Source organism: Paenibacillus sp. RU5M (assembly GCF_900221055.1).
In the GTDB taxonomy this organism is placed as follows: domain Bacteria; phylum Bacillota; class Bacilli; order Paenibacillales; family Paenibacillaceae; genus Paenibacillus; species Paenibacillus marchantiae.
Map to the genome: position 1 here is coordinate 69,066 of NZ_OBQM01000007.1, position 22,321 is coordinate 91,386.

Genomic DNA, 22,321 nt, shown 5'->3' on the forward strand with positions numbered 1-22,321 from the left:
CTTGATTTACAGTTTCTCGGCTACGCGCAGCTTCGCTGAACGAGCACGGGAGTTTTCGGCCAGTTCCGTTTCCGTTGGAATCAGCGGCTTTCTGTTCACTAAACGCATGGTACCCTTACCGCCGCAAACACACAACGGAAAATCGGGAGGGCATGTACATTTCTCCAGATAACTGCTAAGAATCTGTTTGCAAATTCGGTCCTCAAGTGAGTGAAAAGTAATAACAGATACACGTCCGCCTGGTGCCAAGCACCGAACGGCCTGATGTAACGCTTCTTCGAACGCGCCCAGCTCATCATTAACCGCAATTCGCAATGCCTGGAAGCTGCGTTTTGCAGGATGTCCTCCGGTACGACGAGCCGCCGCCGGAATCCCTTCTTTGATCAATTCCACCAGTTCGCCAGTAGTCTCAATAGTGGATTGCTTCCTCTTTTCAATAATGACACGCGCAATTCGTCTAGAGAATTTCTCTTCACCATAGCGATACAAAATGCGGGCAATCTCCTCTTCCGGCCATTCGTTAACAATCTCTTTGGCGGTAAGAGATGCGTCCTGATCCATACGCATATCCAACGGAGCATCGTGATTGTAGCTAAATCCACGTTCTCCTTCGTCAAATTGCGGCGATGATACCCCCAAATCGTACAAAATGCCATCTACCTGTGGCACGCCATCTTTCATCGGTACATCCAGTTCTTTCAGTACCTGTTCGAGATCACGGAAATTGGTTTTCACCAATGTAATCCGCTCTCCATATGGAGCCAATTTTTCACGCGCGTTATCCAAAGCCCAATCATCCTGATCCAGTGCGATCAGACGTCCCCCTGGACCGAGCTTGGATGCAATCACGGAGCTATGTCCGCCACCGCCTAAAGTGCAGTCCACGTATATACCGTCCTGCTTGATGTTTAATCCCTCTGTTGCCTCTTCTTTGAGTACGGTTATGTGGTGAAACAACCTGCACCCCTCCTGACTTTATAGATCAAAATTAAAATCGACCAGCTTTTCGGCAATGTCGTTGAATGCTTCTTCGGATTGATTGAAATAACTCTCCCATATGCCTTTGCTCCAAATCTCCACCCGGTTCGACACGCCAAGAACAACGCAATCCTTGTCCAGCTTGGCATACTCTCTAAGATTGCCCGGCAAATTTACCCTGCCCTGTTTGTCCAATTCACATTCGGTGGCACCCGAGAAAAAAAACCGGGTAAACGCACGTGCATCGGATTTCATCAGCGGCAGTGCTTTGAGCTTCTGTTCCATGACCCCCCACTCCTCCATGGGGTACACGAAAAGACACTGGTCCAAACCCCGTGTGACAACGAAAGACGGTCCCAGAGATTCGCGGAATTTAGCCGGAATAATAACCCGACCCTTGTCATCAATGCTATGTTGGAACTCCCCCATAAACATTGGCCCACTCACTCCTCACCCGTTTCTCCCACTTTGCCCCACTTTCCACCACCTAAGCATAATAGATTCGCACAAAAAAATCAAAACCCTTCTTACGGGCTTTACTTTTTTTTAATTTCCAACCGCAAAAAAACGTCTTTGATCCTGTCACTCAGGATCAAAGACGTTTCCCGTTTACGGGCAATCGCACGTACACCCGCATATGAGCCATATCATTAATAAACCATTTTAAACCCTTTGAAGCACTTAATCAGCTTGTAATTAATGGATGCCTCTTAGAATTTCCAGCTGTCCAGATATTTTTCCTGCTCGGCGGACAAAGAGTCGATGGCAATATTCAAGCTTTCTAGTTTGTAACTGGCAACCTGTTGGTCAATGTCATAAGGTACATTAACAACGGTTTTACCCAATTCCGCATAGTTCTCGCTCACATAACGCAGACCCAGCGCTTGCAATGCAAACGTTGTATCCATAATCTCAGCAGGGTGTCCATCGGCTGCACCCAGGTTTACGAGGCGTCCTTCAGCCAGCAAATACATCTTACGGCCATCTTTGAAGCGATATTCTTCAATGTTTCGGCGTACGGTACGAATCGAATCGGAACGTTTAGCAAGTTCAGGTTTGTTTACTTCCACGTCAAAGTGACCCGCATTGCTAAGAATTGCTCCATCCTTCATCACATCGTAATGCTCTCCAGTAATCACATCTTTATTGCCGGTAACAGCGATGAAGAAATCACCCAATTTTGCAGCTTCTACCATCGTCATGACACGGAATCCGTCCATATGTGCTTCTACGGCTTTAATAGGATCAATTTCAGTTACGATGACATTTGCTCCGAGCCCTTTGGCACGCATCGCTACACCTTTACCACACCATCCATAACCCACTACAACTACGTTCTTTCCTGCAACGACCAGATTAGTTGTACGGATGATACCATCGAATGCAGACTGACCTGTACCGTAACGGTTATCAAACAAGTATTTGCAATAAGCGTCATTGACTGCAACCATTGGGAAACGCAATTGTCCTTCTTTCGCCAAAGCTTTCAAACGAATGATGCCCGTTGTCGTTTCCTCTGCTCCACCACGAATGGTGGCAGCTAGGTCAGGACGTTCAGATGCAATGATAGTGGCAAAGTCTCCACCGTCATCAATGATCAGATCAGGTTTCACTTCAAGTGCACGAAGTTGCAGTTCTTTGAACTCAACAGGGTCCGGATTATGTTTGGCATACACAGTAACGCCGTCTTCCACCAGAGCAGCACAAACATCGTCCTGTGTTGACAATGGGTTGCTGTGTGTAATCGTCACTTCTGCACCACCAGCTTGAATGACTTTCGCCAGGTAAGCTGTTTTGGCCTCAAGGTGAAGGCAAATGGCTACTTTCAAACCTTTAAACGGAAGATCCTGTTCAAATTGGCGACGAATGCGGTTTAACACCGGCATATGTGCTTCTACCCAATCAATTTTCAGATGACCTTCCGAAGCGAGTCCCATATCCTTAACGATACTGTTTTGCAATGCAGGGGTAGTCATTCCTCATCCTCCTCGATTATCTATTCCTTCTATTATAAAAGGTCACTACAATGTGATCACTTGGTGTTGTCCACGGAATTCGTTCTGACTTTCAATCAGTTGTCCGATCCACTCGGTTCCATAACGGTTCAGGTAAAAGAGTACGTTATGTACTCGTTCCTGTGGTTTGTTCATGGGAAAGAGTGAGTTTTGCATCCCGTTCCAGTGTCTTAGACTCACATTGTGTTTATCTTTGATGGCTTTGTGGGTCTGCTGTTGCAGATATTGCATCTGTTCGCTGATCTTACCTACATTGGTATCTCCAATTCGGTCCAGACCAGGATGGATCTCTGTGATCTGATCAAGTAATGGACGATATAGATCGGCAAATGCTTGCTGAACGCGCTCGAATTGTTCATCGACCTGGAAGGTCTCCTGCTGTGCCAGCCATTGTTCCTTCTTATCTTCCATATGATATTGAACGTCCTGGAAAGAAAGACCGTACTGCTTCATATGCTTGTGATGAACATCTTCCAAAATGGTAAAGGACAGACGTGGAAGCAAGATAGGCATCTGCAGCCCAAACCGGCCAAACGCTTCACGTGTCAATCCCCAGTACGCGATCTCACCTTGACCTAAGATAACAGCCGCTACAGGTAAAATGGAATCTTGCATCAATGGCCGGGTCAATACATTGTTGCTAAACCGCTCGGGATGTTCAGCCAGTTCCTGAAGCAGTCGCTCTTCTGTAAATGAAACCAGACCTTTACGGTCGCTGTACAAGCCGTCTTTCAACATCAGAAGCAACCGTGCCCCTTCATGTATGTAAAACAGATTGGCCCCATCTTCCGCGACTTCAGCTGGCATGGCATATCCGGCTTGTTCCAATGCGGAGGCACCTTGTGCATATGCTTGGCGTAATGTCCCATTTTCACGAATCAAACGCTCAAATACAGGCTGCTCAAGCCTGCGCAAGTCTGGATCTGCAGCATCCATTAGAATAAGTCCACTGCTGCCAAACAATGCTGAGATTAACCGAGCAAACGCATCACTCAGATTCGAACTCGACTGATGAATTTCCGTAACCAGCTTCATCAAACCAGGTTTGTGCACCGTATCCGGTAACAGATGCTCCACCTGCTTCAGCACGGTCATCCATTGTTCTGTTTCCACATGGACATAACTCACAGAATCCCTGCCTGCAAACCGCCCTTGTAACTTGATCTTCGTCATGTCACCGTTGGCGTCAGGCAAGTATGTGTGGTTCACTTCATCCCAGTCATGGTCTTCGCCTGCAATCCAAAAAACGGGAACGACCGGCCGTTGTAGCCTGTTCTCCGCTTCCCGCGCAGCTGCAACTACACTTGCTGCTTTATAAATTACAAACAACGGACCTGTAAGCAGGCCGCTTTGCTGTCCTCCCGTAACAACCAACGCTTCTTGTTCCGCGAGACGTGTGATGGATTCATGGACTGCACCATGATCGTTCACCCGTTTATTATATATACGTAGATACTCTGCCAGATGTTGACGAGGAATACGTGTGTTCTCCGATTGGTCTAGCCACTCGGCACGCGTATGAAGCCCCGATTCCCAGCGAATGTCATATTGGTAAAGGCCACGCGCAGCATCCCTTGAACAGACATAGTCTTCTGCAAGTCGCGTTCCGCTGCGGAGTGCCTCGGTAATACCTTTCATGAGGTCTGCCTCCTATTCTGCTTCAAAGAGCCTTTCTTGATTGTACCGAATGAGAGCCCTCTTCGTCAAAAGAAAGTGCATCAAAAAATAAAAAACCGCCGAACAAAGTCGGCGGTTTGATATTCATGGATAAGTCCAAATGAAAATTGTACTTTTTATACGTAAGGTTCTGCTACCCAGTGACCTTTGGATATCTCAATCAATTGAGCGTTCTGCAGGTTGTATGGATCATTTGCAGGACCACCAGATCCATTCTTAAGTGCTTGTTCTTCCGGCAGCAAAATGCGACGTTTGCTCGCTTCTACTTCCGGATCAGGTACAGGAATCGCGGACAGCAATGTTTTGGTGTAAGGGTGAATTGGATTAGCATAAAGTTCTTCACTTTCTGCCAACTCCACCACTTTACCCATGTACATTACAGCTACACGGTCACTGATATGTTTAACCATGGACAAGTCATGTGCAATAAACAGGTATGTCAAGCCGAGGCGTTGCTGAAGTTCTTCAAGCAAATTAACGACCTGAGCCTGAATGGACACGTCCAATGCAGACAATGGCTCATCACAGATGATGAATTTAGGGTCTACAGCCAATGCACGGGCAATCCCGATCCGTTGTCTTTGACCACCTGAGAATTCATGTGGATAACGGAGTGCATGGCTAGGATTCAGACCTACAAGATCAAGCAATTCTTCAACGCGTCTCTTCCGCTCTGCCCGACTTGACGCCAGACCATGAATATCAAGAGATTCACCGATGATATCCATAACGTTGAAACGTGGGTTCAAAGATGCATAAGGATCCTGGAAAATCATCTGCATATCTTTACGCATTTCTTTCATCTTGCGCGGAGACAGCTTGTAGATGTCCGTTCCATTAAAGTTAACATTTCCGCCTGTTGGCTCATAAAGGCGCAGAATTGTACGGCCAGTTGTGGACTTACCACAGCCCGACTCCCCTACAACTCCAAGTGTTTCGCCTTCAAAAATATCAAAGCTAACATCATTAACCGCTTTTAGAATGTTGCCTTTGCCCAAGTTGAAGTATTGTTTCAGGTTCTTCACTTGAACCAGCGGCTTGTTGGCACCTTTGATAATACCAACTGGAGTAGGCTTTTCTTTTTTAGGCTCGTCCAGACGAGGGAGAGCATTCAGCAATTTAATCGTGTATGGATGTTGAGGATTACTGAAGATTTCAGCAGTTGTTCCTGTTTCAACAACTTCGCCTTCCTTCATAACGACAACACGATCACACATTCCTGCCACTACTCCAAGGTCATGCGTGATAAGCATGATCGAAGTTCCAAGCTTTTGCTGCATGTCTTTCATAACATCCAAGATTTGTGCTTGAATCGTTACGTCGAGTGCAGTTGTTGGCTCATCCGCAATCAGAAGGGATGGACGACATGCCAAGGCAATCGCAATCATAGCACGCTGGCGCATACCACCGGAAAATTGGTGTGGATAATGGTTCATACGCGACTCCGCATTTTTGATGCCTACAAGTTCGAGCATTTCCAATGCGCTTTTTTCAGCTTCTTTTTTGGACATATTCTGATGCTTGCGCAGTACCTCTGTAATTTGCTTACCAATTTTGATGGTAGGATTCAAAGAAGTCATTGGATCCTGGAAGATCATGCCGATATCTTTACCACGGATGGCTTCCATCTGTTTATCTGTCTTATTCAGCAGGTCCTGCCCGTGAAAAGTAATTTCTCCGCTTTTGACCTTCGAAGGCGGGGAGGGAATCAATTTCATGATGGTTTGGGCAGTAACACTCTTACCACTACCGGATTCACCTACGATCCCCAGCGTCTCTCCTTTGCCAAGTTCAAAACTCACATTTTTAACGGCATCAAACTCACCAGAACGCGTCGTGAATGACACACTCAGGTCTTTGACTGTTAAAATCGGCTCCATAATCCCACCTCCTATTTCTATTTACGTAATTTCGGATCAAGCGCGTCGCGCAAGCCGTCACCAAGCAAGTTAAATGCGAGCATTGTCATAACCATCAAACCTGCAGGGAACCACATCCGCCAAGGATACAGCGTCCAGCCTGTAAGTGCATCATTGATCATAGATCCAAGAGAGGATTTAGGTGCAGATACACCCAATCCGAGGAAGCTCAAAAATGCTTCTGCGAAGATGGCATTTGGGATGGACAATGTCAATGTAACGAGAATTGGTCCGACAGCATTTGGCAACAAATGACGGAAGAGTTGACGTCCAGTGCTTGCGCCCATGGAACGAGCAGCAAGGATAAAGTCTCTGTTTTTGAGTTGCATAATCTCACCACGCACAATCCAGGACATACTGATCCATCCTGTAATGGTAAGTGCAATGATAATCGTTGTCAGACTTGGCTCCAATACAACCAGCAACAGGATAACAACGAGCATGTATGGCAGGGAGTACAAGATCTCGGAGAACTTGTTCATGATGCCGTCAACACGTCCACCGTAGAAGCCCATAATGGCTCCATAAATTACCCCGATGACAAGGTCAATCAAAGCAGCAGCCAAACCTACAGTAAGAGACACACGTGCACCTACCCAGGTTCTTACCCATACATCACGACCCAGTTCATCTGTTCCGAACCAGTGTTCAGCACTCGGTGCAGCATTGGCATTCAACAAATCATTGGAATAATAATTATAGCTTGAGAACAACGAAGTTGGACCAATCATAGAGAAAATGACAACAAGGACTAGAACAGCCAAACTAATCATAGCGGCCTTGTTGGTTGCAAGTCTGTACATAGCGTCTTTGAATAGCGATACACTCTCTTGCGATTTCAACGCTGCCTGACTATCCAGGCCTGTGTTCGCCGTTTCATTATTGTTGTTATTCTTGCCAGACAACGTTATGCCCCCTTCCGGCTTTCTAGCTTAATTCTAGGATCAATCAACACGTAAGCGATATCCGTCAGGAAACGTGCAAGCATCAAGAGAATACCATAGAAGATTGTAATCCCCATGATCATCGTGTAATCACGATTCGTAATACTCTCTACAAATACTTTACCAATTCCACCAATATTAAAGATTTGCTCAATAACAACGGAACCTGTGATAATATTTGCTGTCATCGGACCAACGTAAGTAACGACTGGCAGAATACCGTTCCGTAAAACGTGTTTAAACATGATAGCAGGCCATTTCAAACCTTTGGCTTTGGCTGTCTTGATGTAGTCTGCATGCAACACTTCCAACATGCTTGAACGCGTCAAACGTGCGATAAAGGCAATTGGAGATGCTGACAGTGCGGCAACCGGAAGCACATAGTCGAGCGGGCCATCGAAGCCCATAACATTAAACCAGCCGAGTTTGAATGCAAAAACATATTGCACCAGGGATGCGAGCAAGAAACTCGGAACAGCAATCCCGATAACAGCCAGAATCATCGTAATATCATCAATCAACTTGCGATGGTACACTGCGGCAATAAGCCCCAACAAGACACCCACAACAATTGAGATAATAATCGCAAAGATTCCTAGCTTCAGCGATGCTGTAAACGTTTGAGTGATCATACCCGTTACATCTTGATTCAGGTATTTCATAGAAACCCCGAAATCACCTTTGATGATTCCACCCATATACTTCAGGTATTGTTCATACATCGGTTTGTCCAAACCATACTTCACTTCCAAAAGTGCCCGGATTTCAGGTGATACTTTTTTCTCGGATGTAAAAGGGTCACCCGGAATGGCCTTCATAAGGAAGAAGGTTGCTGATGCGAGTATGAAAAGCGATAGCAGCATAAATAGCAGTTTTTTCAGCACGTACTTAACCAACCCTTGCACACCTCCACAAACAATATTTTGTATACAAATCGATTGTAGAATTAGACAAGAATAATGTCCAATCCATTTATCGGAAATTTCAAGAATTATAAGGAAAATCGGTGCACATACAAAAAAATCGGGATATATATGGAATTCCACATATATATCCCGAAGTAATCATATAGACTTCAGAACAACTTATTTCTCTTCCAGATATGCACGAGTGAAGTCAATAGCTCCACTGAAATCAAGTTGTATGCCTTTCAGGTAAGGCTTAGTCAAAGATACGTTAGTGTAGTAATAGATCGGCAATACGCCCATTTCATCTTGAATCAGGATTTTCTCAGCGTCAGCAAAAGCAGCCATACGAGTAGCTGGATCTGCAGATTTTACAGTCTCTTTAACATCTTTGTCATACTGTTCGTTGCTGAATTTGGAATCATTGTTTGTGTTTCCAGTAGTCCACATTTCCAAGAAGTTGTACGGATCGTTGTAGTCAGCAGACCAGCCCGCACGAGCGATTTGGAAGTTTTGGTTTTGACGGTTCTCAAGGAATACGCCCCACTCTTGGTTTTCCGTTTTCACGTCAACACCAAGGTTTTTCTTCCACATATCAGCAACAGCAAGCGCGATTTTCGCGTGACCGTCACTAGTATTGTAGATCAAAGTTACTGCTGGCAATGTTGTGTAGCCTTCTTCTTTCATACCTTCAGCAAGCAATTTCTTAGCTTCTTCTACGTTCTCAGTGAAGTAGTCATCTTTGTGCTCATCACGGAATTCGCCGTTTTCACCGCGGATACCTGGAGGTACAAAGCCGAAAGCTGGAATTTGTCCACCTTGTGTTACTTTGTCAACGATCAATTGACGCTCGATTGACATTGCAAAAGCCTTACGGATTTTAACATTGTTAAATGGAGCTTCATTAACGTTGAACTGGTAGTAGTAAGTACTTGCAATACCAGTAGCTTTAAACTCGTCCGGCAATTCCGCTTTTACAGAAGGAATTTGGTCGGAAGGAATTTCACCGTTAGGTGCGCCTGTGTAGTCCAATTGTCCAGACTTATAAGCTTGCAGTTCGGAAGCACTGCTGTTTGTCAGGGACATGTTAATTTCAGACAATTTGATGTCAGAAGCTGCATGGTAGCTTTCGTTTTTCTTCACGACGATTTTTTGACCTTTAGCGTATTGATCCATTGTGAATGGTCCGTTAACGATCATGTTTTTGTAGTCTGTGAAGAATTTGTCATTCGTGTCAGCAGACTTGTGTACTGGGTAGTACGTGTAGAATGCTGTCAGACCCAAGAAGTAAGGTGTTGGGTTTTCCAACGTTACTTCCAACGTGTGCTCATCAGTAGCTTTAACACCTACTTGAGAGAAGTCTGTGATTTTAGTACCTTTATATGTTTCGTCTTTGCTCAGGTTGTAACCCTCAGCACCTTTGATGTAATACAATTGGTAAGCATATGGAGAAGCTGTTTCCGGTTTCAAAGCACGTTCCCAAGAACGTACAAAGTCTTCGGCAGTGATTGCATCACCATTGCTCCATTTAGCATCCGGGTTCAGGTTGAAAGTGTATTTCAACCCATCTGGAGAAATAACCCAGTCTTTAGCAACACCTGGAGCTTCTTTGCCATCAGGGTCGATACGCACAAGACCTTCATACAAGAATTTCAGAACAGTGTTGGTTTGGCTGTCTTTTGCTTGAGCCGGGTCTAACGTAGGAGGTTCAGCTGACAGGTTAATTTTCAGGACTTGATCTTTAGCAAGACCATTTCCTTCGGTTGCAGAACCAGTATCGGTGTTACCTGTGCCTTCGTTTTTCGATCCGCACGCTGCAAGTACGGTACCGAACGCCAAAATCAGCGTCAAAAGGACTAATAGACTTTTCCTTTTCATCTAACACTTTCCCCCTAAATTGATGTGGTATATGTTTATAGATTATACAACCACCGGTCAAAAAAATCTACATTACTTTTTCAGAAAGTAATGTTTTTTTCAGTTTTCGACAAAATCGACACATTTTTTAGCCCTTTTGCGTTATGTATCCTCACATCTGTTTCATGAAGTATCTAAATAATCCAAATATAGTAAACAAAACATACCCAAAACTCATTATGACAAAAGCCATGCGCCAAACGGCCCGGAACATTCTACCCCTATCGACCTTACCTTTGAGCCGATTTTGTGCACCTCCGATGAATCCAAGCGCTATTAGTATGAGTATTAGTGTTAAATAAAATCCAAAATTCGAATCAAATGTTAAGTTGAATAACGCCGATACAGAGAATATAAGGAATAAGGTTGTTACATCCATTGCCGAGCGCAGCGCCACACGCTTATCTTTTTTCCATCCATACATGATCCAATACACAAGAAAAAATGGAAAGAACGGCAGTATGCTCAGCACAATAAAAAATCCCATTAACTCACTCCTTCCGGTTGCATACCTTCAATCAGATGAAGCAGTACTTCATGCATCGGAGCGGACAGGCCACACCGACACGCCATGCTTACGATTTGCCCGTTAATGGATTGCACCTCCGTTTGTTGTCCATGCAGAACATCCGACAGCATGGAAGATGTATTTGAGGCTGTGGAACGACAGACGGAGAGGATTTGTTCCCACACATCAACATCAAGAAGTATTCCGCTTGCTCTGTATACCGCCAATGCCTCATCGTACAGCTGACGCATAAACACGATTCGCTCTTCCTTTGTAATTAACTCACCGTTAGGAATACGCCATATCGCGGTAAGAGGGTTAATGACAGCATTGATTAACAACTTCCTATAAATCAGCTTATCGATTTCATTCGACACTGTACAGCCAAATCCTGCCTGCTGCAAAAGTCCCTGTAAACGAATGGGGTCATTTTGATTCATTGGCGTTAGAGGTGAGATACGTACATCTGCACTTTTGCCCAACCAGGTCTCTCCTATACCTGCACGGATGACTCCATCTTGCTGACGTTTCGCCCCTTCTGTAGTTATGACGCTGTATATATTGGAATGCGGCATATTGGATTGCACATGATCCAGATGCCCAACCCCATTTTGGAAACATGCGATGTTGAGCACTTGCGTCTTCAATGAACCAATTTCACGTATTACATCAAGTATCGCTGTCTGTTTCACCATTAATAGTAGCCAATCTCCAGGTGAGTGTTCCCACACTCGGGTTAACTCCGTAATCGGTTTGACCTGGATATGATCAGGTGTAATCTGGATGGTTTTCTCCCGTTCGATGACCTTAAATCCTTCTATACTCAGTTTATTTGCCTGTTCAGCCGTTCTGGTCCAAAACCGAACCTCGTTGCCTGCGTCCTGAAGCTTACCTCCATACAAAAGACCCAGTGACCCTGATCCTACAACGTCAATGATCATGCTGCATCCCTACCTCTGCTCCAATAGTTGCTTTTATCTATAATAGAACAAAAACAGCAAACAAAAAACCCATCATACCCGCCGTTATGTAACGGAGGTGTGACGGGTCCTAATCTAATGCTGATCATCAGATACAATTTGCTTTTATTCAATTCGTTCCAGATTCCCGTTGGCATCCATTTTGAATCTCGTTTTGAGTTCCTCTTCTTCTTCTGTCAGAAATGCGAGTCTGCGAGCACGATCCATAATCTGAATCAGTGCTTTATAATCGTCGTTTACAACACGATAATCAGTCTGTACTTCATTCACTTCCTTAGACAGACGATCATTCTCGCAACGCAGTTCATGAAGTTCATCCTCTTTTTCACGAAGCTCTTTCTCAAGCATCTTGAGCTGACGACCGTTTTCCTGCACAGTTCCCTTCCATTGCCGCAAGAATCGTATAACTGCATCAATGGATAGAGAATCTTCCGAAATACCATCCGCCTTGTACAGATTTTCTTCTGTATCCAGGGTGGACAAAGCCGCTACTTGTGGTCCAAGCAAAGCCGGTTGTTTGCGGAGATAACTCCGTTTTTGTCGTTGAGCCTTAGCATTGCTAATAGCAGACTCATACTTCTTACGTACACAGCTGTTCCAGCGAAAACCGCAAGCGGCAGAAGTTCTGCCTATTTTTTCGCCAACCTCTTCAAAAGCAGCTAGTTGTGTACTTCCTTCCCGAATATGACGCAAAGTAACCTCAGCCAAAATCAAATCGTCCTCTGTACTCCAAGCATCCTGTCTCACTGCAGTCATGCTATAATACCCTCCTAACAACATCCTAAAATAACCGTCCCCATAACCGATTTCCCGGTATGTGAATTAGGTATAAAAGCTGCTTCATTCATTCTTATGCCTCTCATAGAGTTCATAGAATTGATTTCATACTAAAATGTATTTCCATATTTATGAGTACTCATACGTTACATATGCAAAACAAACCATACTTTAACTCTTTTAGGCCAAAAAAAGAATTCGCTTTCATATCCAATTTTGTTTACACCTTTTTCCTTTCCCGGTATAATGTTGTGTAGACAATCTATGATCGTACATAGGAGAGGAGGACTTACCGTGGCGCGCATGTTTCGGGTACTCGGGTTCTTCACGCTAGCGATTGGCCTGATGGCTTTTGCGGGAGACCTGGTCGAAATGGCTTTGCTTTTTTTCCTGCAGACTGCGTTTTTTGTCATTTTGGGATATTTGAAATTTACCGAACGTACGTACATATTGCTCTTCTGGGGTTATATGATCGTGACATTCACAGGGTTCAGCTACTGGACCGTATTCCAAATGGATTTGCCGCTCTAATCCGCCAGCAGCATCAAAGCGATCCGGCTAATGTCGGATTGCTTTTTTGTCGTTTTTAGATTAAATGACTATTCTTTGTGTTATGTAACCACTACGGATATTTCACGTATCTATTTCATATATTGTCTGGAAGAGATAAGCCTGTTCGCATCATATGTAGATATGGAAAGGAGAATGATAGGTGAAACGTCGATACGGCATTCCTGGCTTCATCGTATGTATTATATTTTTGATCCAGATACCTTGGACTTATGCCTATGGAGAACCTTCCTCTGAGGAAACACGCGAAATACTGCAACAAAGCCTATCCATCGTCGAAATCGATCATGAAATCGAACGTATTGCAGCCAAACAAAAACAGCTAGACGAACAGCGTCAGACGTTATCCATTCAGCTTCAGGAACAGGAAGACCAGATACATACTCAGCAAGACCGAGCGGGTGCAGTTGTAAGATCCTACTATACCGGGGAGCGTGATAGTCTCTTGATGACGGTACTGGGGGCAAGATCCTTTAAGGACCTGTTCATTCTATACGATTACTATCAGATTATTATTGGCAGGGATCAGGCTGTACTGAACAAGTATCAGGATCGATATCGCACCATGCAGCAAACGTCTGCCCAGATTAATCAGACCTCTGCAGAACTGTCTGAACTCAAAAACAATCTTCAAAATCAACGTGAACGAGTACTAGCTTTGCAGAAAGAAGTGGACGGAAAAGTAGCTGCCAGCGGGGATGCTGCAGCCATGCAGAAATTGATGGATGAGTTGACCATCTATTGGGAGAACATTGGCATATACGAGGTCAAGCGATATTTTAAAGCTTTGGCATCAGCTATGCAGAACCTGCCACAGTTTATCCAGGAACAAAACGGAGGAATCTCCACTACCGGAACATCGTACACCATTCGAATTGGACAAGATGAGCTGAATACGTTTCTTCGATCACAGAATCCGATCTTTGAAGACTTCGCCTTTCAGTTCGACAAAGATCGAATCACTGCTTCCGGGCAGCGTGATCAGTTGCAATTAAGCATTGAAGGCCATTATACGGTCGAGAATGAACCTCAGAATTCAATTCGATTTCATGTCGATAAACTTGTGTTTAATCAGTTAGAACTGCCCGATACCACACGTCGTATGCTGGAACGAGAATTCGATCTCGGATTTTACCCACAGAAGATTCTGTCGTTTGTCAAAGCCACAGAGGTATCCACAAGCGAAGGCATACTTGAAGTCAAGCTCGCCATTTCATTTTGACGAGCTTTGCAAGGCAATAATGCTTTTGACGTACTGATTAGCCGTGATCTCTCCCGCGAGAAGTTGTTGGATCTTCTTTTGAAAGGCAGAAGTTAGTATAGGACTTTCCGTCATAACAGCCTGCGAAGAGTCAGCAGGAAACCAGGATTTTACATCCGTCGTATTATACTTCGTTATTAGTTTCTGTGACTCAAGATCTAGTTCCTGTTGCTTTGCTGGTAAATAGTTAGCCTGTTGGTACCACTCCGATTGCACGGCAGAGGATGTCATCCCTTCAATCCAGCGGCTGGCCTCTTCCGCCTCAAGTGATCCAGCTGCGATAACAAGACTTCTTGATCTCAGCGGTTCTAACGCACTGAGAGCTATCTTCTCCGATGATTCCTGTTCGCCTGCCACGCCTTGATCTCCACTCAACAAACGAGACAGCAACGTTACTACCATAGGAACTCCCGTCTGCTCACCCGAAGAAGAGATCGTCGGATTCATTGATTCGACGTTAATATGCGACTGGATCTGATCTATCAACTGTATGATCTGTTGGTACGCCTCCGTTTGCGAAGAAGTTTGCGCTTTCTTAATTTTGTCGGGAGCCATGCCTGGATCAAACTGATTCAACCACGCACTTACCGCGTGAGGGTCATTTAAATTTATGCTTATTAAATCCGTTTCATCCTGCGTTGCTTGTTGTACAAGTTTGTTCCACTGTTCCTTATTTTTCGGTAAACCTGCCAAACCGGCTTCGTCCAGGAATGGAGAGCGAGCTGCAAGTACATAAGCGTCAAAATCAAACGGCATCCCCCATTGGTAACCATTCCACTCTGTCATTTCTCGTAAGCCTACCACAGTTTCTCCCAAAGACTTGGACAGTGTTGTACCATTCAACGGATACAGATGTCCTTTTTTGGCATGATATTGAACTTCCGCGCTATCCAGAAGAATGATATCTCCGCTTTCTCCTACCGAAAATTTATTATCAAGCACTCGCTTATATGTATCCGGCTCCAAATTCCGAAGACTGATTTCCACATGTTGAGAAGTTGCTACTTCATTAGCCATCTTTTTAAATGATTTAAAGTCGGTCTCAGACATCGAGACTACAATCTCTAGTGGGGCATGTTGGTCTTCGCTACGAGATGACGTGTTGGGAAATGCATCTTTTTCCTGATCTCGTTCCTGATTAAGCTGTGAACCTCTAAAATCAAAGCTGGGAGACAGAATCGTTAACGAAAGCAGCAGCACTGCGAACAAAACAACCTGGTGTCCACGCTTCATTAACTTCCCCTCCTTGCTCCCCTAATTTTTTCCTGCAACACTCATTGTAACAAATAAGTAGTGCTCTTGTCCTATCCTGCCAAAAAACAGTTTTCCGATATTTTGCATACTTCGAGCATATCGAGTTCTGTGCAATAACTGATTTTTATTTTTTCAGCAAAAAAACCGGCTCGAAGAGCCGGTTTAATAGAAACATTTTCCGGGAAATAACTTTCCGTTACCTTACAATAAATCTGCTGCAAGCTGAGCCAACTTGGAACGTTCTCCTTTTTCCAGCATAATATGTCCGCTGATTCCCTCTTGCTTGAATCGCTCCACAATATACGTCAGACCATTACTTGCTGAATCCAGATAAGGATGGTCTATTTGCTCAGGGTCACCCATCAAAATAATTTTACTGCCTTCGCCCACCCTCGATACAATGGTCTTCACTTCATGTCGAGACAGGTTCTGCGCTTCATCGATAATGATAAACTGTCCTGGTATAGACCTACCACGAATATAAGTGAGTGCCTCAACCTGAATACTGCCAAGACCCATCAAAATTTTATCAATGTCGCCTGCTTTTTTGGTATCAAACAAAAATTCCAAGTTATCATAAATCGGCTGCATCCATGGTCTTAGTTTTTCTTCTTTCTCACCAGGAAGATAACCGATATCTTTCCCCATTGGCACAACCGGACGAGCGATCAATAATTTTTTGTACTTATGGTCATCCTCCACTTTAAGCAAACCCGCAGCAAGCGCCAACAAGGTTTTCCCCGTACCTGCCTTTCCTGTAATCGTGACAAGTGGAATATCATCATTCAGGAGCAGTTCTAGGGCCATACGCTGTTGCGCGTTACGTGCACTGATGCCCCATACATTATCATTACTCAGGAACAGTGGTTCCAACTTCGTTCCCTCTGTGTTTACTTTGAGCAAAGCCGATTTATTGGTTCCCATCTCATCCTTGAGAATTACAAATTCATTCGGGTAAAGCGAATAAGACAACTGTAACGGTTTGATCGGTAGAAAGCGATATGTGTAAAACTCATCAATGACCGAAGGATGAACCTTGAGGGCAGTGTAGCCTGGATATAATTCACTGAGACCTGCCGTGCGATCTGATAAGTAATCCTGTGTGAAAAGACCGAGTACATCCGCTTTGATACGAACAAGCACATCCTTGCTGACCAGAACCACCTGTCGTTCAACGACCTCTTTCTCATTTTCCTCAATCTGATAATTCAGGGCGACGGCCAAAATCCGATTATCGTTGGACACTTCTCCAAACATTTCCTGTACTTTCACAAAACTACGATGATTCAGTTCCACTTTCAGATTGCCTCCATTAGCTAAAGGGACGCCACTGTGCAAATGTCCCAATTCACGCAACCCGTCAAGAAGTCTCGATACATTACGGGCATTACGCCCAATTTCATCGGCATTTCTTTTTTTGGAGTCTATCTCCTCCAGTACAACCGCGGGAATGATTACCTCATGTTCCTCAAAGGCAAATATGGCATTGGGGTCATGCAGAAGCACGTTCGTATCCAATACAAAAATCTTTTTCATTCAATCCCCTCCAAAGCGGCGTCGTTAAAGGCATGGATAAGTTTGATCTTTCAGCAGCGACATGGACAATCATGCTCCCATACATAAATGTATTCGACTAGGACAAAATAATTGTCAACCATTCTGAAAAACTCCAGGAAAGGATGAACATTTATGAAATATTGGGTTTGCACGCTGCTTCTGATCTTTATACTTACAGGCTGCAACAGTTCTACACGTAATGCCTCGCAGCAACAAGGTCAGCATGCCAAAGGTTACGGAGGAAATGTTACAACTCAGCAAGACCAAAGGAAAGGATCTCACATGCTCAATACTCAGGAAGATCGGTTGCACCCTTCAGCTGTGGACCATCTGACCGAAAATACAGGTGAGGTTCATGAAAAAAACGTCATGGACAACACCAAGGCCGATCGGATGCCAAATGAAAAAAGGGTCACCCACCTCAAAACACTTGCCAAGCAAGTGGAAGGTGTCAAAGATGCCAACTGTGTCATTCTTGGAAATACAGCCGTAGTTGGCATTGATGTTGACGGTGAACTGGAACGTGCACGAGTAGGTACAATTAAATACTCAGTAGCCGAAGCCCTCCGCAAAGATCCGGAAGGTGTGGATTCAATTGTTACCGCAGATGCTGATGTCACCGAGCGTATTAAGGAAATCGGTGAACATATTCGTCAAGGTCATCCAATATCCGGTTTCGCTTCAGAACTCGCAGACATGGTGGGCAGGATCATTCCCCAACTACCCAAAGATGTCAAAGTCCGTCAAAATCCGGATGAACATGTTGAACGTGAACAACAAATGCAGCAGCTGCATTCTTCTGACAAAAGACAACAAAAAGCCCAGTGATCTCTCACTAGGCTTTTTTCATTGCAGTAAAAACCTGCTCATCTAATTTCTCAGCAGCACGCTGATCATATATTTTGACAAATTGAGGCACAGAAGATAGCTGGGCTCCATAAAAAAGGGCATTCCTTACCGCTTCAATGGAAATGTCGAAACAGCACATATTAAACGGAACATCCAGTAACGGATTTTGTCGTACGGAAGCACGTCCGTTCACCGCATACACCATCTCTTCTCCAAAAATGGTGACGGTAATAGCCGGATTCTCGATCATATTGTTCACGAGACGTGAACGATGATCAATCGCCACACGAAGGGTAGAAGCATTCTCCGCATAAATCCAGGAGATTGCTGTTGATGTCGGACCTCCAGATTCAATGTCCACGGTGCTCAAGAGCACAAAGGTTTCGTTCTTGAATTGCTGTAAAAGAGATTCAGTCAATTGTGTGACGGCTTCGGACATCCAACCAGCCCCCTAATCTTCTTTATGCAATTCTTGATTCGTTGTTGATGTTATTATAGCATACCATCAAACTTGCTTCCAATCCCAAAAGAATCAATGTTACTCAGCTGTCGGAGATGCTGTTACTTTGCCTGAAAGTGTATCCTGCAACGCCTGTTTAGCATTAGCCAATTCAGTTTCGTTGATATATACATATGGACTTCTCCACTCTCCGGTTACAGGTGTGTAGTGCACATCCGATTTGGAAATATTCCAATAGGTTGAAATGAAGTTCTTCATTTGCTCCGATTCCACGTCAGTTGTCATGTTGTCGTCAATAGCGCCTATCACTTTACCAATCTTCGTTACGCCTCCCAGTGATTTCAACTGATCCAACATAGAATTCAACACTTGATTCTGACGTTTATTTCGGTCAAAATCGTTGGATTCATCTGTCTTCGGCTTACAGTTCGATTTACGGTAACGAACAAAATCAAGTGCTTCTTTGCCATCCAAATGCTGTGCACCAGCCACCAGGTTAATATCCGTGCCATCGGCCGTATCTTTGTAACACATGTTTTTATCCACTGTTACATCCACGCCACCTACAGCATTAACCGCATCCCGGAATGCTTGAAAATTCAGTACTGTCGTATAATTGATATCCACATTCAGATATTTGCCCATCATTTCTTTCATTTGTTCCTCTGCATTTTTGCCAGAGGTTTTTTCTTGGGCTTTAAATTTAGGATAATAGGAATTTAATTTATTCGCCTTATATCCATCCAACTGAATACGGGTATCCCGAGGTAAAGATACAATGGTTGCCGTCTTGGTCTCCGGATTCAGAGAAGCTACCATAACCACATCCGATAGATACGTACCTGTTTCGGGACGGTTATCCGTACCTAGCAGCAACATCGTAATGGGTTTGGTTTTCGCTGACATTCCAGCCGGTACTGGCTTGTCAATGCCCGTATCAGCTACCTGATTGTATACCCAATAGAGATATCCGCAGCCTACCACAATTGCAATAACCAATAAACTTAAAATCAGTCTGCCAAAGGTTCGCATCTTTTTCTTCTTCTTTGGTTGCTTACCTTTGCCGTTCTTCGATCCAGAAGCGCCGGATTGAGTCGGTGCCTGTCTCCGTGGAGGCAGTCCGTTCGAATTCGAGTTCATATCTTCAACACCTTTATCACATCTGTTTTGGCCTATATATAAGACAACCGCTTTCCCTAAGGAAAACGGATGGTCTATACTATACAGAATTTATGAGTTTCGAGCGGCAGCTTCCGCTTTTTTCTTTTGACGACCTTCAATAAAATACCGAACTCTCACTAACAGCATCAAACCAACAGCCACCAGCAAACATTGAATAATTGGCAACTTGTCGATTTGAAACACAAGAAGCATGAATGTGCCCATCGCCATCAATATATAGAGAACGATTTCCTTACCAAGTGGCAATTTCTGACGTACCCGAAACACCTTGTTATATACGTAAGTAATCAATACAAAGATGACGATGTAGGCTACGATCGGGTTTGATGCGAACCATGCTTGCATGCACAGCCAGCTCCTTTCGTGTTCATGCTAGATATAAGTTAACTGGTTGATGGAACCCTTCCAACAACATAAATTACAAAACTCTGCATGTGACCGTTTCGGATTCGGATCGTTCTTTCGGTCGCTGTTATCCCCATATTTTTTTGATCCATTTCTCAATGGTAAAATCCGGGGATAAAGGCGAACGCTTCGCTCCTACAGAATCGATTCCGAATCCTCCACTACTTCAGCGGGTTGTAATCGACGTCGATGGTGTATATGTGTTCCATCAAACGTTAACTTATATCATTTATTTTAGTTGTAGTTAGGTGTTATTTTGTAGCCATTTTGCGTTGTTTTTCTGCACGCTCACGCTCGGATTTGTTCAGGATCTTCTTACGGAGACGAATAGATTTTGGTGTAATCTCACAATATTCATCTTCATTCAGATATTCAAGCGCCTGTTCCAACGAGAAGATAATCGGAGTTTTAATTTTAACCGTATCATCTTTACCAGAAGAACGAACGTTAGTCAGTTGTTTTTCTTTGCAGATGTTAACAACGATATCATTGTCACGTGTATGTTCACCAACAATCATACCTTCGTAGATTTCAGTACCCGGCTCCAAGAAGAGCGTACCGCGATCCTCAACGCCCATCATGCCATAGAACGTAGATGTACCAGTTTCAGTTGAGATCAGCACGCCTTGGTGACGTCCACCTACTTGACCGGATACTACTGGAGCGTAGCTGTCAAATGCATGGTTCATTACACCGTAACCACGAGTCAATGTCAGGAAGTTGGTGCTATATCCGATCAAACCACGTGCTGGAATCAGGAACTCCAGACGAACTTGACCACTACCTGTGTTGACCATGTTAACCATCTCTGCTTTACGTGCGCCCAGGCTCTCCATTACGGAACCCATGCTTTCTTCAGGGATATCAATCAACAAGCGCTCTAGAGGTTCCATTTTCTTACCGTCAACTTCTTTAACGATAACTTCTGGTTTGGATACTTGAAGCTCATATCCTTCACGACGCATATTTTCAATCAGGATACCTAAGTGAAGCTCACCACGTCCAGAAACGACAAATGCATCCGGGCTATCCGTTTCGTCAACACGAAGGGATACGTCAGTTTCCAATTCTTTGAACAAACGCTCACGAAGTTTACGGGAAGTTACCCATTTACCTTCACGACCTGCGAATGGACTGTTGTTCACGAGGAACGTCATTTGCAGTGTAGGCTCATCAATTTTCAAAACTGGAAGTGCTTCTGGGTTGTTCGGATCAGCGATGGTTTCACCAATGTTGATGTCCTTGATTCCTGCAATCGCAACGATGTCACCTGCTCCTGCTTCTTCCGTCTCAATACGTTTGAGACCCTGGAAACCGAACAGTTTCTCGATACGTGCAGTTTTGCTCTTACCATCACGCATAATAACCGTTACCGATTGTCCTTGACGGATCACACCGCGGTTAACACGACCAATGGCAATACGGCCAAGGTATTCATTGTAGTCCATCAAAGTAACGAGGAATTGAAGTGGTTCTTCAACATTTTCGGTAGGGTGTGGGATATGACTAACGATGGTATTGTAAATCGCCATCATGTTGTCATCCTGTTTTGCAGGATCATTATCCATGCTGGATGTTCCGTTCAATGCGGAAGCATATACAACAGGGAATTCAAGTTGTTGATCGTTGGCACCCAGTTCAATGAACAGGTCCAGTACTTCATCAATAACCTCAGTCGGACGAGCCGCTGGACGGTCAATTTTGTTTACAACAACGATTGGTGTCAGGTTGTGCTCCAAAGCTTTACGAAGTACGAATTTCGTTTGCGGCATACATCCTTCGTAAGCATCAACAACGAGCAAAACGCCGTCAACCATTTTCATGATACGTTCCACTTCACCACCAAAGTCGGCGTGTCCTGGTGTATCCACAATATTGATCAGGTAATCTTTATAGGTAATAGCTGTGTTTTTGGCCAGAATCGTAATACCGCGTTCACGCTCCAAATCGTTGGAGTCCATTGCGCGCTCCTGTACCGTTTCGTGATCACGGAAAGTACCGGATTGCTGGAGCAACTTGTCGACGAGCGTTGTTTTCCCGTGGTCGACGTGGGCAATAATCGCAATATTGCGAATGTGTTCTCTTGAATGCATGGTTTGTATCCATATCCTTTCCAATTTCAATTCTTATCTACTAAACTTCCCGCAAATTCGCAGGTTACTC

Annotated in this window: 20 protein-coding genes; 3 read left to right on the plus strand and 17 right to left on the minus strand. The window is 44.3% G+C overall.

The window, feature by feature from the left end:
- Positions 1 to 6 precede the first annotated feature (6 nt).
- The 11 genes from rsmH to CRO25_RS20040 all read right to left on the minus strand — a co-directional run bounded on the left by rsmH (position 7) and on the right by CRO25_RS20040 (position 12,599).
- A complete protein-coding gene (rsmH, locus tag CRO25_RS19990; protein WP_079696193.1) occupies positions 7 to 957 on the minus strand; it encodes a 16S rRNA (cytosine(1402)-N(4))-methyltransferase RsmH in 951 nt (316 codons plus the stop codon).
- Positions 958 to 975: 18 nt separating this feature from the next.
- Positions 976 to 1,413 carry a division/cell wall cluster transcriptional repressor MraZ gene (gene mraZ / locus CRO25_RS19995; RefSeq protein WP_017687291.1) on the minus strand — a complete coding sequence of 146 codons (438 nt, stop codon included), beginning with the start codon at positions 1,411 to 1,413 and terminating at the stop codon, positions 976 to 978.
- 275 nt (positions 1,414 to 1,688) lie between these two features.
- Positions 1,689 to 2,954: an adenosylhomocysteinase gene (locus tag CRO25_RS20000; RefSeq protein WP_063566994.1), complete on the minus strand. Its 1,266-nt coding sequence runs from the start codon at positions 2,952 to 2,954 to the stop codon at positions 1,689 to 1,691.
- 45 nt (positions 2,955 to 2,999) lie between these two features.
- The gene (gene bshC, locus CRO25_RS20005) at positions 3,000 to 4,631 is read right to left on the minus strand and encodes a bacillithiol biosynthesis cysteine-adding enzyme BshC (RefSeq protein ID WP_064636428.1); all 1,632 of its coding nucleotides are present in this window, start codon (positions 4,629 to 4,631) and stop codon (positions 3,000 to 3,002) included.
- 155 nt (positions 4,632 to 4,786) lie between these two features.
- Positions 4,787 to 6,550: an ABC transporter ATP-binding protein gene (locus tag CRO25_RS20010; RefSeq protein ID WP_063566996.1), complete on the minus strand. Its 1,764-nt coding sequence runs from the start codon at positions 6,548 to 6,550 to the stop codon at positions 4,787 to 4,789.
- Between the two features lie 17 nt (positions 6,551 to 6,567).
- Positions 6,568 to 7,449: an ABC transporter permease gene (locus CRO25_RS20015; protein ID WP_371121656.1), complete on the minus strand. Its 882-nt coding sequence runs from the start codon at positions 7,447 to 7,449 to the stop codon at positions 6,568 to 6,570.
- A 47-nt stretch (positions 7,450 to 7,496) separates the two neighbouring features.
- On the minus strand, positions 7,497 to 8,429 hold the full coding sequence (locus CRO25_RS20020; RefSeq protein WP_063566998.1) for an ABC transporter permease: 933 nt from the start codon (positions 8,427 to 8,429) through the stop codon (positions 7,497 to 7,499).
- 189 nt (positions 8,430 to 8,618) lie between these two features.
- Positions 8,619 to 10,316: a peptide ABC transporter substrate-binding protein gene (locus tag CRO25_RS20025; protein WP_079696195.1), complete on the minus strand. Its 1,698-nt coding sequence runs from the start codon at positions 10,314 to 10,316 to the stop codon at positions 8,619 to 8,621.
- Between the two features lie 151 nt (positions 10,317 to 10,467).
- On the minus strand, positions 10,468 to 10,842 hold the full coding sequence (locus CRO25_RS20030; RefSeq protein ID WP_063567000.1) for a DUF3397 domain-containing protein: 375 nt from the start codon (positions 10,840 to 10,842) through the stop codon (positions 10,468 to 10,470).
- Complete coding sequence (locus tag CRO25_RS20035; RefSeq protein ID WP_079696196.1) at positions 10,842 to 11,804, minus strand: ketopantoate reductase family protein; 963 nt, start codon at positions 11,802 to 11,804, stop codon at positions 10,842 to 10,844. Before CRO25_RS20035 ends, CRO25_RS20030 begins: the two co-directional genes overlap by 1 nt.
- Before the next feature lie 144 nt (positions 11,805 to 11,948).
- Entirely contained in the window at positions 11,949 to 12,599 is a 651-nt protein-coding gene (locus CRO25_RS20040; RefSeq protein WP_063567002.1) for an RsfA family transcriptional regulator, read from the minus strand.
- Between the two features lie 315 nt (positions 12,600 to 12,914).
- On the opposite strand from CRO25_RS20040, the gene CRO25_RS20045 reads away from it, so the two are divergent.
- Positions 12,915 to 13,151: a DUF2626 domain-containing protein gene (locus CRO25_RS20045; RefSeq protein ID WP_053781237.1), complete on the plus strand. Its 237-nt coding sequence runs from the start codon at positions 12,915 to 12,917 to the stop codon at positions 13,149 to 13,151.
- A gap of 181 nt (positions 13,152 to 13,332) precedes the next feature.
- Complete coding sequence (locus CRO25_RS20050) at positions 13,333 to 14,412, plus strand: hypothetical protein (RefSeq protein WP_079696197.1); 1,080 nt, start codon at positions 13,333 to 13,335, stop codon at positions 14,410 to 14,412.
- On the opposite strand, the gene CRO25_RS20055 is transcribed toward CRO25_RS20050, so the two are convergent.
- Positions 14,404 to 15,684, minus strand: a complete 1,281-nt coding sequence (locus tag CRO25_RS20055; RefSeq protein ID WP_072734493.1) for an extracellular solute-binding protein — start codon at positions 15,682 to 15,684, stop codon at positions 14,404 to 14,406. The two genes, CRO25_RS20050 and CRO25_RS20055, sit on opposite strands and share 9 nt — an antisense overlap.
- Positions 15,685 to 15,906: 222 nt before the next feature.
- Positions 15,907 to 17,241, minus strand: coding sequence for a PhoH family protein (locus CRO25_RS20060; protein WP_024628438.1), 1,335 nt, complete (start codon positions 17,239 to 17,241; stop codon positions 15,907 to 15,909).
- 153 nt (positions 17,242 to 17,394) lie between these two features.
- On the opposite strand from CRO25_RS20060, the gene CRO25_RS20065 reads away from it, so the two are divergent.
- Positions 17,395 to 18,090 carry a YhcN/YlaJ family sporulation lipoprotein gene (locus tag CRO25_RS20065; RefSeq protein WP_064636421.1) on the plus strand — a complete coding sequence of 232 codons (696 nt, stop codon included), beginning with the start codon at positions 17,395 to 17,397 and terminating at the stop codon, positions 18,088 to 18,090.
- 7 nt (positions 18,091 to 18,097) lie between these two features.
- Here the strand turns inward: CRO25_RS20065 and CRO25_RS20070 are convergent, their stop codons facing one another.
- From CRO25_RS20070 to typA, 4 genes are all read right to left on the minus strand, one after another.
- Positions 18,098 to 18,550, minus strand: a complete 453-nt coding sequence (locus CRO25_RS20070; protein WP_079696198.1) for a pyridoxamine 5'-phosphate oxidase family protein — start codon at positions 18,548 to 18,550, stop codon at positions 18,098 to 18,100.
- 99 nt (positions 18,551 to 18,649) lie between these two features.
- The gene (locus CRO25_RS20075; RefSeq protein ID WP_079696199.1) at positions 18,650 to 19,711 is read right to left on the minus strand and encodes an LCP family protein; all 1,062 of its coding nucleotides are present in this window, start codon (positions 19,709 to 19,711) and stop codon (positions 18,650 to 18,652) included.
- Between the two features lie 90 nt (positions 19,712 to 19,801).
- The gene (locus CRO25_RS20080; protein ID WP_053781242.1) at positions 19,802 to 20,098 is read right to left on the minus strand and encodes a YlaH-like family protein; all 297 of its coding nucleotides are present in this window, start codon (positions 20,096 to 20,098) and stop codon (positions 19,802 to 19,804) included.
- A 311-nt stretch (positions 20,099 to 20,409) separates the two neighbouring features.
- The gene (gene typA, locus CRO25_RS20085) at positions 20,410 to 22,251 is read right to left on the minus strand and encodes a translational GTPase TypA (RefSeq protein ID WP_063567007.1); all 1,842 of its coding nucleotides are present in this window, start codon (positions 22,249 to 22,251) and stop codon (positions 20,410 to 20,412) included.
- Positions 22,252 to 22,321: the final 70 nt, after the last annotated feature.